Here is a 12,761-nt window from a genome sequence, read left to right on the forward strand (position 1 = left end):
GACGGGCCTGGGTTCAGCGGGGCAGACTCGGGTCAGGGAGCCTTTTGGGCAATGGTGTCGTCGCTGCGCAAGGTGAAGATTTCGTAACCGTCGGCGGTCACCAGCAGCGTGTGTTCCCATTGCGCCGAGAGCTTGCGGTCCTTGGTGATCGCCGTCCAGCCATCGCCGAGGATCTTGGTTTCAGGGCGCCCCTGGTTGATCATCGGCTCGATGGTGAAGGTCATGCCTTCCTGCAGTTCGATACCGGTTCCGGCCTCGCCAAAGTGCATGACCTGCGGCTCTTCATGAAACACCTTGCCGATGCCATGACCACAGAACTCGCGAACCACGGAGAAACCGTTCTTTTCAGCGTGTTTCTGGATGACGGCGCCGATGTCCCCCAGGCGCGTGCCGGGCTTGACGATTTCGATGGCCTTGTACAGGCACTCCTGAGTCACCTTCGACAGGCGCTCGGCCCATACCGGAACGGTGCCGACATGGAACATCCTGCTGGTGTCGCCATGGTAGCCGTCCTTGATGACAGTGACGTCGATGTTCAGCGAGTCACCGTCCTTCAGCTTCTTGTCGCTCGGGATGCCGTGGCAGACCACCTGGTTGATCGAGGTGCAGATCGACTTGGGGAAGCCCTTGTAGTTCAGCGGGGCCGGGATCGCCTTCTGTTCGTTGACGATATAGTCGTGGCAGAGGCGGTCCAGCTCTTCGGTGGTCACACCGGGCTTGACGTGCGGCGCTATCATTTCCAGAACATCGGCGGCCAGGCGACCGGCGATGCGCATCTTTTCGATGTCTTCCGGGGTTTTGAGGGTGATGGTCATACGAATTCTCTCGGCGTGGCAGGCACGCGGTTGGTGCGCAAAGGCGCAATTCTATCAGACCGCCGGTGCCGGGTAATCATCGCTTCCTTCTATAGGCTGTCCATGAAGCTGCAAAGTCACCGCAAAACAAGCACTTGATGGGAGTTCCGTTCTCTTCCCTTTTATGATATAAAATGCGCCGCTTTCCAAGGTCCGTCCTTGAAGCACAAACCCACACACGTGTCGACACGATGACCTGGGTGCCCTTGGCAGATGCCATTGGTTGGTCATTGGGATACGTGGAGGCCTAACCCGACTTATCAAGGAACTATTTATGTCCCAAGTCAATATGCGCGATATGCTGAAGGCTGGTTGCCACTTCGGCCACCAGACCCGTTACTGGAATCCGAAAATGGGTAAGTACATTTTCGGCGCGCGTAACAAGATTCACATCATCAACCTTGAAAAAACCCTGCCTATGTTCAACGAAGCTCTGACTTTCGTTGAGCGCCTGGCTTCGGGCAAAAACAAGATTCTGTTCGTCGGCACCAAGCGTTCCGCTGGCAAGATCGTTGCTGAAGAAGCAGCACGTTGCGGTTCGCCGTACGTCGACCATCGCTGGTTGGGCGGCATGCTGACCAACTTCAAGACCATCCGTCAGTCGATCAAACGTCTGCGTGAGCTGGAAGTACAGGCTGAAGACGGTACTTTCGCCAAGCTGACCAAGAAAGAAGCCCTGATGCGTACCCGTGATCTGGAAAAACTGGATCGCAGCCTGGGTGGTATCAAGGACATGGGCGGTCTGCCGGACGCTCTGTTCGTCATCGACGTTGATCACGAGCGCATCGCGATCACCGAAGCCAACAAGCTGGGCATCCCGGTTATCGGCGTCGTCGATACCAACAGCAGCCCGGAAGGCGTTGACTACATCATCCCGGGCAACGATGACGCAATCCGCGCCATCCAGCTGTACATGGGTTCGATGGCTGATGCTGTTATCCGTGGTCGTAACAATGTTGCTGGCGGCACCGACGTTTTCGTCGAAGAAGCTCCAGCTGCAGCTGCTGTAGAAGGCTGAGTACAAACGCCTGGCGTTTACTCAGTACGCGAAAAGGGGGCTTAGCCCCCTTTTTGCCACCTAGGAAATGATTTGTCGGTCTGTAACCATGACCTCGCTGTCATGTGTTGCTGCCACCCTGATTTTTCAAGAATTGCACGCCCGGCCTGTCGGGTGGAATGGTTGAAGACCTATCCAAGAGGATTTTGAAATGGCAGAGATTACTGCAGCGTTGGTCAAAGAACTGCGCGAGCGTACCGGCGAAGGCATGATGGATTGCAAAAAGGCCTTGACCAAGGCTGGCGGCGACATCGAAAAAGCAATCGACGATATGCGTGCTTCCGGCGCCATCAAGGCCGCCAAGAAAGCAGGTAACGTGGCTGCTGAAGGCGCTATCGCCATCAAGGACGACGGTAAAGCCGCTGTCATCATCGAAGTCAACTCGCAGACCGACTTCCTGGCCCTGCAAGACGACTTCAAGGCTTTCGTTGCTGCAAGCGTCGAAAAAGCCTTCGCTGACAAGATGACTGATGCCGCTCCGTTGATCGAAGCTCAGGAAGCTGCACGTCTGGTACTGGTCGGCAAGGTTGGCGAAAACGTCAACATCCGTCGCCTGAAGCGTATCGAAGGTGATGTTGTAGGTACTTACCTGCACGGCAACAAGATCGGCGTAGTTGTTACCCTCAAGGGTGGCGACGTCGAGCTGGCCAAAGATATCGCCATGCACGTAGCGGCAAGCAACCCTGAGTTCCTGTTCCCTTCGGAAGTGTCTGCTGAAGCGATCGAGCGCGAGAAGAATGTCTTCCTGCAACTGAACGAAGACAAGATCAAAGGCAAGCCGGCTGACATCGTTGAGAAAATGGTTGGCGGTCGTATCACCAAGTTCCTGGCAGAAGCCAGCCTGGTCGAGCAAGCCTTCGTCAAGAACCCGGAAGTCAAGGTCGGTGATCTGGCCAAGAAAGCCGGCGCTGAAATCGTTTCCTTCACCTACTTCAAAGTAGGCGACGGCATCGAGAAGCCAGTTGATAACTTCGCTGACGAAGTGGCTGCTCAACTGGCTGCCGCCAAGCAGTAAGACGGTTTTTCAACTGTCGCCCCAAAGAGGCTGCCCGCTCACGCGTGCGGCCTCTTTGTCGAAAGAGAAAGGGAAATTTTCCTTGGAGATTGTGCCCACAAGGCTGCATTCTCCCGACGCGCGCAAAGCGTCAAGCTAAAGTAAGCGCAGGCTTGAAATAGCCCGCACAGATTTTTTTCAGAAAACGCCGCAGGAGAGATTCGCAATGGCTCAGCAGGGCAGTGGTTATCAGGCTCGCTATAAACGCATTCTACTCAAGCTTAGCGGTGAGGCCCTCATGGGCTCGGAAGAGTTCGGCATCGATCCCAAGGTGCTGGATCGCATGGCGCTGGAAGTCGGCCAGCTGGTCGGTATCGGCGTTCAGGTCGGTCTGGTGATCGGCGGCGGCAACCTGTTTCGTGGCGCGGCCTTGAGTGCTGCGGGCATGGATCGGGTGACAGGCGATCACATGGGCATGCTGGCCACTGTGATGAACGCCCTGGCAATGCGCGATGCGCTGGAGCGCGCTAATATCACCGCCATCGTGATGTCGGCCATTTCCATGGTAGGCGTGACCGATCATTACGACCGCCGCAAGGCCATGCGCCATCTCAGCTCGAAGGAAGTGGTGATTTTTGCTGCCGGCACTGGTAATCCGTTCTTTACGACCGACTCGGCTGCCTGCCTGCGAGCGATCGAGATCGACGCCGATGTAGTGCTCAAGGCCACCAAGGTGGACGGTGTCTACACTGCAGATCCGTTCAAGGACCCGAATGCCGAGAAGTTCGATCATCTGACCTACGATGAAGTGCTGGATCGCAAGCTGGGTGTGATGGATCTGACCGCAATCTGCCTGTGTCGCGATCACAAGATGCCATTGCGCGTCTTCAACATGAACAAGCCGGGTGCTCTTCTGAATATCGTCCATGGTGGCGCTGAAGGGACCCTGATCGAGGAAGCACAATAATGATCAACGAAATCAAGAAAGACGCTCAGACCCGCATGCAGAAGAGTCTGGAATCGCTGACCCATGCGTTCACCCGTATCCGTACCGGCAAAGCGCATCCGAGCATCCTTGGTGGTGTCATGGTTCCTTACTACGGTGCCGATACCCCGCTCAGCCAGGTGGCCAACGTCACCGTCAAGGACTCGCGTACCCTTCAGGTCGTAGCGTTCGAGCGCAACATGCTGGCCGCTGTCGACAAGGCCATCCAGAGCTCCGGTCTGGGTTTCAACCCGACCAACCTGGGTGAGTTGCTGCTGATCTCCATGCCGGCGCTGACCGAAGAAACCCGTAAGGGCTTCACCAAGCAGGCGCGTGATGCCGCAGAAGATGCCCGTGTGGCCGTCCGTAACATTCGCCGTGACGCCTTGAGCCAGTTGAAAGACCTGGTCAAGGAGAAGGAAATCAGCGAAGACGAAGAGCGTCGTGCGGCTGACGACATACAGAAGCTGACTGACAAGTTCGTGGCGGAAATCGAAGTTGCGGTCAAGCAGAAAGAAGCCGATCTGATGGCTGTTTAAGGTTTCGGACGCTTTCATGGAAAAGATAAAACCGGCCGTGACGCCTTCGGTGCCGCGCCATGTCGCGATTATCATGGATGGTAATAATCGCTGGGCCAAGAAGCGCCTGCTGCCAGGCGTTGCAGGCCACAAGGCGGGTGTCGATGCTGTGCGGGCCGTTATCGAGGTCTGCGCTGAAGCCCGGGTCGAAGTGCTGACACTGTTCGCGTTTTCCAGTGAAAACTGGCAGCGCCCGGCCGAAGAGGTGGGTGCGCTGATGGAGCTGTTCTTCACGGCGTTGCGCCGTGAAACCAAGCGCCTGAACGAAAACGAGATCAGCCTGCGTATCATCGGCGACCGCTCGCGCTTTCACCCTGAACTTCAGGCGGCCATGCGCGAGGCGGAAGTGCGCACCTCCGGCAACAGCCGCTTCGTGCTGCAGATCGCTGCCAACTACGGTGGGCAGTGGGACATCGCGCAGGCCGCCCAGCGGCTGGCGCGTGAGGTTCAGGCCGGACATCTGCAGCCGGAGGACATTACTCCCCAGTTGTTGCAGACCTGTCTGGCCACCGGCGACCTGCCGTTGCCGGATCTGTGCATCCGCACCGGCGGTGAGCACCGCATCAGCAACTTCCTGCTTTGGCAGCTGGCCTACGCCGAGCTGTACTTCTCCGACCTGTTCTGGCCGGACTTCAAACACGATGCCATGCGCGCTGCGCTGGCAGATTTCGCTTCTCGCCAACGTCGCTTCGGTAAAACCAGCGAACAGGTAGAAGCTGGAGCCCGGGCTTAATGCTGAAACAACGGATCATCACGGCACTCATTCTGTTGCCTATCGCCTTGTGCGGGTTTTTCCTGCTGACCGGCATGTACTTCGCCCTGTTCATCGGGGTGGTCGTGGTTCTGGGTGCCTGGGAATGGGCACGACTCGCAGGTTTTGCCGCACAGTCGATGCGTATCGGCTATGCGGCTGTGGTCGCTGTTCTGCTTTTTCTCATGTACCTGCTGCCGGGGCTGGAGCCCTGGGTGCTGGTTGCCGCAGTCATCTGGTGGGGCGTTGCGACCTTTCTGGTCCTTACCTATCCGGACTCGAGCAGTCACTGGGCAAGTGCAGCGTGCAAGCTGGTCATCGGTCTTCTGATTCTGCTGCCTGCATGGCAGGGTCTGGTTCTGATCAAGCAATGGCCGCTGGGTAACTGGCTGATTCTGTCGGTAATGGTGCTGGTCTGGGCCGCCGACATTGGTGCTTATTTCTCCGGCAAGGCTTTTGGCAAGCGCAAGCTTGCGCCCAAGGTGAGCCCTGGCAAGAGCTGGGAGGGCGTATATGGCGGTCTGGTGGTCAGTCTGGGCATCACGGCAGCAGTGGGCTTTTCCCGCGACTGGACGGTTGCGCAGTTCATTGCGGCGCTCTTCGGCGCAGCGGTGATCGTATTCATCTCGGTGATTGGCGACCTGACCGAAAGCATGTTCAAGCGCCAGTCCGGGGTCAAGGACAGCAGCAATCTGTTGCCTGGCCACGGCGGGGTGCTGGACCGTATCGACAGCCTCACGGCGGCCATCCCGGTATTTGCCGTTCTGCTCTGGGCCGCTGACTGGGGTGTCATGTGAGTGGGCCGCAACAAATTACCATTCTGGGTGCAACCGGTTCCATCGGACTGAGCACTCTGGATGTCGTTGCCCGTCATCCAACGCTTTATCAAGTGTTCGCGCTCACCGGCTTCAGCCGTCTGAACGAACTGCTGGCCTTGTGCATCAGGCACACGCCGCAATACGCCGTAGTGCCTGATCAGGTGGTCGCCCGCAAACTGCAGGATGACCTGGCGGCTGCCGGGCTCGATACCCGGGTGCTGGTCGGCGAGGGCGGTTTGTGCGAAGTGGCCGCTGACCCACGGGTCGATGCGGTCATGGCCGCCATTGTCGGGGCTGCCGGCTTGCGTCCGACGCTGGCTGCGGTGGAAGCGGGCAAGAAGGTATTGCTGGCCAACAAGGAAGCGCTGGTCATGTCCGGCGCCCTGTTCATGCAGGCTGTTAGGCAAAATGGCGCTGTGCTGTTGCCCATCGACAGCGAGCACAATGCGATCTTCCAGTGCCTGCCCGGCGACTTCGCCCGCGGGCTGGGTGCCGTCGGTGTCCGGCGGATCATGCTGACTGCCTCGGGCGGACCGTTCCGCGAAACGCCGCTGGAGCAGTTGCAGAATGTTACGCCAGAGCAGGCTTGTGCCCATCCGGTCTGGTCGATGGGGCGCAAGATCTCCGTCGATTCGGCGACCATGATGAACAAGGGGCTCGAGCTGATCGAAGCCTGCTGGCTGTTCGATGCGCGTCCGGATCAGGTCGAGGTGGTCATTCACCCGCAAAGCGTGATCCACTCGCTGGTCGACTATGTCGATGGCTCGGTGCTGGCTCAGTTGGGAAATCCCGACATGCGTACCCCCATCGCCAATGCACTGGCATGGCCTGCGCGTGTAGACTCTGGCGTTGCGCCACTGGATCTGTTTCGTATCGGCCAGCTTGATTTTCAGGCGCCGGACGAGGAACGATTCCCTTGTCTGCGGCTGGCCCGACAGGCGGCGGAGGCTGGGGGCAGTGCACCTGCCATGCTCAACGCGGCCAATGAAGTGGCCGTTGCGGCATTCCTCGAAGGGCGTATCCGCTACCTGGAAATCGCCGGTATTATCGAGGAGGTTCTCGATCACGAGCCTGTCACCGCGGTCGAAGGGCTGGATGCGGTGTTCGCAGCTGACGCGAAGGCGCGTTTGCTGGCAGGCCAATGGCTTGAGAGACACGGGCGATAGCGACCTGAAAACCCGTCAGGGTGTGAGTGAAAGGGTTGATGTGGTGCGTCAACGGCGGGCCTGAAGGCCTGCAATGATTAACACACTGGCCGACCAGTCGGTACCCGGAGAAGACTGATGAGCGCTTTATACATGATTCTCGGCACCCTGATTGCGCTGGGCGTGCTGGTGACCTTCCACGAATTCGGCCACTTCTGGGTGGCGCGTCGTTGTGGCGTCAAAGTGCTGCGTTTTTCAGTAGGCTTCGGCACGCCTCTGCTGCGCTGGCATGACCGTCAGGGCACAGAATACGTGGTGGCTGCCATCCCTCTGGGCGGCTATGTGAAAATGCTCGACGAGCGCGAGGGTAATGTTCCGCCCGAGCTCGCTGACCAATCGTTCAATCGCAAGACAGTAGGGCAGCGCATCGCCATCGTGATCGCCGGCCCGACAGCCAACTTCCTTCTCGCCATCGCATTTTTCTGGGTGCTGGCGATGATGGGCAGTGAGCAGGTGCGTCCGGTTATCGGCGCAGTGGAGGCCGGAAGTATCGCCCAGCAGGCTGGCCTGACGGCTGGACAGGAAATCGTCGCTGTCGATGGCGAGCCTACTTCTGGTTGGGCCGGGGTCAACCTGCAACTGGTCCGTCGTCTGGGTGAAAGCGGTACTATCGCTTTGAAGGTCAGGGATCAGGGTTCTACGGTCGACACCTCCCATGAGCTGGTACTCAATGACTGGCTGAGGGGCGCAGAAGAGCCTGATCCGATCAAGTCGCTGGGTATTCGTCCGTGGCGTCCCGCGCTGTTGCCGGTGCTGGCAGAAATCGATCCGAAAGGTCCAGCGCAGAGCGCGGGGCTTAAAACAGGTGATCGTCTGGTTTCGATGGACGGTCAGTCGCTCAATGAGTGGCAACAGGTTGTCGATCGGGTACGCGAGCGTCCTGAGGCGAAGATTTCGCTGCGCATCGAGCGCGACGGCGTGCAAATGGACGTGCCGGTGACTCTCGCGGCCAAGGGCGAGGGCAAGGCTGCCGCGGGTTACCTCGGTGCTGGTGTGAAAGCTGTCGATTGGCCACCGGAAATGCTGCGCGAGGTCAGTTACGGGCCTTTCGCGGCGATGGCCGAGGGTGTGAAGCGCACCTGGAACATGAGTGTGCTGACCCTGGACTCGCTGAAGAAAATGTTGTTCGGCGAGCTCTCGGTAAAAAACTTGAGTGGACCGATAACCATTGCTAAAGTGGCGGGCGCTTCGGCCCAGTCGGGCATCGGAGATTTTCTGAACTTCCTCGCTTATCTGAGTATTAGCCTGGGTGTTCTGAATCTGCTGCCCATTCCCGTCCTGGACGGGGGGCATTTGCTGTTTTATCTGATCGAGTGGGCGCGTGGTCGTCCCCTTTCGGAAAAGGTTCAAAGTTGGGGGGCACAGATCGGTATCAGTCTGGTAGTGGGCGTAATGTTGCTCGCGCTGGTCAACGATCTGGGCCGACTGTAAAGCGTTGCCGAGTTGCGAATCTGCCGCATTTTGCGGCAGTTTGTTTATTGCCAGTTGGAATAAGAAAGGACTTCATGAAACGTCTGCTGCTAACTGCGGTTCTTTCCGCACTGATGATCGCTGAAGTTCACGCCGAGTCCTTCACCATCTCCGATATCCGTGTCAACGGCCTGCAGCGGGTATCCGCCGGCAGTGTCTTTGGTGCATTGCCGCTGAACGTAGGCGAGCAGGCGGACGATGGTCGTTTGGTCGATGCTACCCGTTCGCTGTTTAAAACCGGTTTCTTTCAAGATATCCAGCTGGGTCGCGACGGCAACGTGCTCGTCATCAATGTCGTCGAGCGCCCTTCGGTTGCGAGTATCGAAATCGAGGGTAACAAGGCCATTTCCACCGAGGACCTGATGAAGGGGCTGAAACAGTCCGGTCTGGCCGAAGGTGAGATTTTCCAGCGTGCAACCCTCGAAGGTGTGCGTAACGAGCTGCAACGTCAATACGTTGCCCAGGGCCGTTACTCTGCCGAGGTTGACGCCGAGGTCGTTCCTCAGCCGCGCAACCGTGTAGGCCTGAAGATCAACATCAATGAAGGCACCGTAGCCTCCATTCAACACATCAACGTGGTGGGCAACACGGTCTTCTCCGATGAAGACCTGACCGACCTGTTCGAGCTCAAGACCAGCAACTGGCTGTCGTTCTTCAAGAATGATGACAAGTACGCCCGTGAAAAGCTGTCGGGTGACCTTGAGCGTCTGCGTTCGTACTACCTCGATCGCGGCTATATCAACATGGATATCGCCTCGACCCAGGTGTCTATCACGCCTGACAAGAAGAACGTGTACATCACGGTCAACATCAACGAAGGCGAGAAGTACAGCGTCAAGTCGGTCAAGCTGAGCGGTGACCTCAAGGTCCCTGAAGACCAGGTCAAATCCCTGTTGCTGGTGCAGCCGGGCCAGGTCTTCTCGCGCAAGGTCATGACCACGACGTCCGAACTGATCACCCGTCGTCTGGGTAACGAAGGCTATACCTTCGCCAACGTCAACGGCGTGCCGACGCCGAACAACGAAGACCACACGGTTGATATCACCTTTGTCGTCGACCCGGGCAAGCGTGCCTACGTCAACCGTATCAACTACCGCGGCAACACCAAGTCGGAAGACGAAGTGCTGCGTCGCGAAATGCGTCAGATGGAAGGCGGCTGGGCATCGACCTACCTGATCGACCAGTCGAAAACCCGTCTGGATCGTCTGGGCTTCTTCAAGGAAGTCAACGTCGAGACGCCACCTGTTCCAGGCACCGACGATCAGGTCGATGTGAACTACGCCGTTGAAGAGCAGGCGTCCGGCTCGATCACCGCCAGCGTCGGCTTCGCGCAAAGCGCCGGTCTGATCCTCGGTGGTTCGATCAGCCAGAACAACTTCCTGGGTACTGGTAACAAGGTCAGCATCGGTCTGACCCGCAGCGAATACCAGAGCCGTTACAACTTCAGCTACGTCGATCCGTACTACACGCCGGACGGTGTCAGCCTGGGTTACAGCGCGTTCTACCGCACCACTAACTACGATGACCTCGACGTTGATGTTGCAAGCTATGCGGTTGACAGCCTGGGTGCCGGTATCAACCTCGGCTACCCGATCAGCGAGACTTCGCGCCTGACCTACGGCCTGACCGTGCAGCAGGATGAGATCAAGACCGGCAAGTACACCGTTGACGAGATCTTCGACTTTGTCGAAAAAGAAGGCGACAAGTACCTGAACTTCAAGGGCTCGATTGGCTGGTCTGAATCGACTCTGAACAAAGGCGTGCTGGCGACCCGTGGTCACTCGCAAAGCCTGGTGTTCGAATCCACCTTGCCGGGCAGCGACCTGTCGTTCTTCAAGCTGGATTACCGTGCTCAGTACTTCCACCCGATCACCGATAACTACACCCTGCGTCTGCACACCGAGCTGGGTTACGGTGACGGCTACGGTTCGACCTCGGGTCTGCCGTTCTACGAGAACTACTACGCGGGCGGTTTCAACTCGGTACGCGGCTTCAAGGACAGCACTCTCGGTCCGCGTAGTACGCCTAGTCGCGGAGCTGATGATCCCAGCGGCCTGGGCAAGCCCGGTACTCTGCGTGACCCCGATCAGGATCCGCTGCCGTTCGGTGGTAATGCCCTTGTTCAGGGGGGCGTAGAAGTCATGTTCCCACTGCCATTCGTCAAGGATCAGCGCTCGCTGCGTACGTCTGTGTTCTGGGACGTGGGTAACGTCTTCGATACCAATTGCGACTCGAAAAAGACAAATGCCGTTGGCAAGTCCGTCGAGTGCAACAACATCGACCTTTCCGGCATGGCCAGCTCTGTGGGTATCGGCGTCACCTGGATCACCGCACTCGGCCCGCTGAGCTTCGCTCTGGCGATGCCGATCAAGAAGCCGGACGACGAAGCCGAAACGCAGGTTTTCCAATTCTCCCTGGGTCAGACCTTCTAAGCGTCTGATCTTTGATAACGCAACGAATTTTGTAGGAGTTGTATTGTGCGTAAGTTGACTCAACTGGTAATGCTGGCAACCGTACTGGTCGCAAGCCCTGCATTCGCCGACATGAAAATTGCGGTACTTAACTATCAGATGGCCTTGCTGGAATCTGACGCTGCGAAGAAATACGCTGTCGATGCCGAGAAAAAATTCGGTCCGCAACTGACCAAGCTGAAAAGTCTGGAAAGCAGCGCCAAGGGTATCCAGGATCGTCTGGTCAGCGGTGGCGACAAGATGGCTCAGCCTGAGCGCGAGCGTCTGGAGCTTGAATTCAAGCAAAAGGCCCGCGACTTCCAGTTCCAGTCCAAGGAACTGAACGAAGCCAAGGCCGTTGCTGACCGTGAAATGCTCAAGCAGTTGAAGCCGAAGCTGGATCAGGCTGTAGAAGAAGTCATCAAGAAAGGTGGTTTCGACCTGGTTTTCGAGCGCGGTGCGGTGATCGACGTCAAGCCTCAGTATGACGTGACTCGTCAGGTCATCGAGCGCATGAACCAGCTGAAGTAACCATGAGCATAACCATCAAACTCGGTCAGTTGGCCGAGTTCCTTGGTGCCACGTTACGTGGCGACAAGGACAAGGACATCACCGGGCTGGCCTCTTTAGAAGAGGCTGGCCCTGGTCAAATCAGTTTTCTGGCAAAATCCAAATACCGTCAATTCCTGGTCGATGCCCAGGCTGCTGCCGTGCTGCTCAAGCCCGCAGATGCCGACAGCTACACCGGAGATGCGCTATTGGTCCCGGATCCTTATCTGGCTTATGCCCGTATTTCGCATTTTTTCGATCCCAAGCCTAAAAGCAGCGCGGGCGTTCATCCGACGGCCTTGATTGCCGAGGATGCACTGATTGATCCTGCCGCCAGCATTGGCGCTTTTGCCGTGATCGAGAGCGGTGTGCGCATTGCAGCAGGTGTCACCATCGGTGCGCACTGCTTCATCGGCGCTAGCTGCGAGATCGGTGAAGGCGGCTGGCTGGCACCCCGTGTGACGCTTTATCACGATGTGCGCATCGGCAAGCGTGTGGTCATTCAGTCGGGTGCTGTGCTGGGCGGTGAAGGTTTCGGCTTTGCCAATGAAAAGGGTGTCTGGCAGAAAATCGCACAAATCGGCGGCGTCACCGTGGGTGATGACGTCGAGATCGGTGTTAATACGGCGATCGATCGCGGTGCACTGGCTGACACACGCATTGGCAATGGCGTGAAACTGGATAACCAGATTCAGATTGCTCACAACGTTCAGATTGGCGACCACACGGCGATGGCCGCGTGTGTCGGCATTTCCGGAAGCACTAAAATCGGCAAGCATTGCATGCTTGCTGGTGGTGTTGGTCTGGTGGGGCATATCGAGATTTGTGATGGTGTTTTCATCACCGGCATGACGATGGTGACGCATTCCATTACCGAGCCGGGTTCCTACTCGTCCGGTACGGCCATGCAGCCGGCCGGCGAGTGGCGCAAGAGTGCAGCTCGTCTGCGCAAAATCGATGATATGGCGCGACGTCTGCAAAAGCTTGAAAAGGCCATAGAGACGGTGACCTGCGCTGATAATCGCTCATCTGATGGCTGATACCTTTTTA

The 12,761-nt window shown here is 57.6% G+C and carries 12 protein-coding genes; 11 read left to right on the forward strand and 1 reads right to left on the reverse strand.

Translation table 11 applies throughout. The features are described 5' to 3' along the window. Positions 1–32 precede the first annotated feature (32 nt). The gene (map, locus tag BT119_RS11210; RefSeq protein WP_003391089.1) at positions 33–815 is read right to left on the reverse strand and encodes a type I methionyl aminopeptidase; all 783 of its coding nucleotides are present in this window, start codon (positions 813–815) and stop codon (positions 33–35) included. 313 nt (positions 816–1,128) lie between these two features. Between map and rpsB the strand changes: the two genes are divergently transcribed. The 11 genes from rpsB to lpxD all read left to right on the forward strand — a co-directional run bounded on the left by rpsB (position 1,129) and on the right by lpxD (position 12,751). Next, positions 1,129–1,872, forward strand: a complete 744-nt coding sequence (gene rpsB / locus BT119_RS11215; RefSeq protein WP_003314293.1) for a 30S ribosomal protein S2 — start codon at positions 1,129–1,131, stop codon at positions 1,870–1,872. A 190-nt stretch (positions 1,873–2,062) separates the two neighbouring features. Further along, complete coding sequence (gene tsf / locus BT119_RS11220) at positions 2,063–2,926, forward strand: translation elongation factor Ts (RefSeq protein WP_003364858.1); 864 nt, start codon at positions 2,063–2,065, stop codon at positions 2,924–2,926. A gap of 205 nt (positions 2,927–3,131) precedes the next feature. Then, positions 3,132–3,872: a UMP kinase gene (gene pyrH, locus BT119_RS11225; protein WP_003364856.1), complete on the forward strand. Its 741-nt coding sequence runs from the start codon at positions 3,132–3,134 to the stop codon at positions 3,870–3,872. Next, positions 3,872–4,429 carry a ribosome recycling factor gene (gene frr, locus BT119_RS11230; protein WP_003433381.1) on the forward strand — a complete coding sequence of 186 codons (558 nt, stop codon included), beginning with the start codon at positions 3,872–3,874 and terminating at the stop codon, positions 4,427–4,429. Before pyrH ends, frr begins: the two co-directional genes overlap by 1 nt. Positions 4,430–4,445: 16 nt before the next feature. Further along, the gene (uppS, locus tag BT119_RS11235; RefSeq protein WP_024661502.1) at positions 4,446–5,201 is read left to right on the forward strand and encodes a polyprenyl diphosphate synthase; all 756 of its coding nucleotides are present in this window, start codon (positions 4,446–4,448) and stop codon (positions 5,199–5,201) included. Beyond that, positions 5,201–6,016 carry a phosphatidate cytidylyltransferase gene (locus BT119_RS11240; RefSeq protein ID WP_003415535.1) on the forward strand — a complete coding sequence of 272 codons (816 nt, stop codon included), beginning with the start codon at positions 5,201–5,203 and terminating at the stop codon, positions 6,014–6,016. The genes uppS and BT119_RS11240 overlap by 1 nt, the downstream gene beginning before the upstream one ends. Next, the gene (ispC, locus tag BT119_RS11245) at positions 6,013–7,203 is read left to right on the forward strand and encodes a 1-deoxy-D-xylulose-5-phosphate reductoisomerase (RefSeq protein WP_003364848.1); all 1,191 of its coding nucleotides are present in this window, start codon (positions 6,013–6,015) and stop codon (positions 7,201–7,203) included. The genes BT119_RS11240 and ispC overlap by 4 nt, the downstream gene beginning before the upstream one ends. A 117-nt stretch (positions 7,204–7,320) precedes the next feature. Next, entirely contained in the window at positions 7,321–8,673 is a 1,353-nt protein-coding gene (gene rseP, locus BT119_RS11250; RefSeq protein WP_072365682.1) for a sigma E protease regulator RseP, read from the forward strand. 74 nt (positions 8,674–8,747) lie between these two features. Next, positions 8,748–11,144, forward strand: coding sequence for an outer membrane protein assembly factor BamA (gene bamA, locus BT119_RS11255; protein ID WP_072365685.1), 2,397 nt, complete (start codon positions 8,748–8,750; stop codon positions 11,142–11,144). 45 nt (positions 11,145–11,189) lie between these two features. Beyond that, on the forward strand, positions 11,190–11,693 hold the full coding sequence (locus BT119_RS11260; protein ID WP_003364839.1) for an OmpH/Skp family outer membrane protein: 504 nt from the start codon (positions 11,190–11,192) through the stop codon (positions 11,691–11,693). 2 nt (positions 11,694–11,695) lie between these two features. After that, positions 11,696–12,751: a UDP-3-O-(3-hydroxymyristoyl)glucosamine N-acyltransferase gene (lpxD, locus tag BT119_RS11265; protein ID WP_072365688.1), complete on the forward strand. Its 1,056-nt coding sequence runs from the start codon at positions 11,696–11,698 to the stop codon at positions 12,749–12,751. Positions 12,752–12,761: the final 10 nt, after the last annotated feature.

This window comes from Pseudomonas sp. NFACC10-1, assembly GCF_900119195.1.
Classification (GTDB): Bacteria; Pseudomonadota; Gammaproteobacteria; order Pseudomonadales; family Pseudomonadaceae; genus Aquipseudomonas; species Aquipseudomonas cerasi.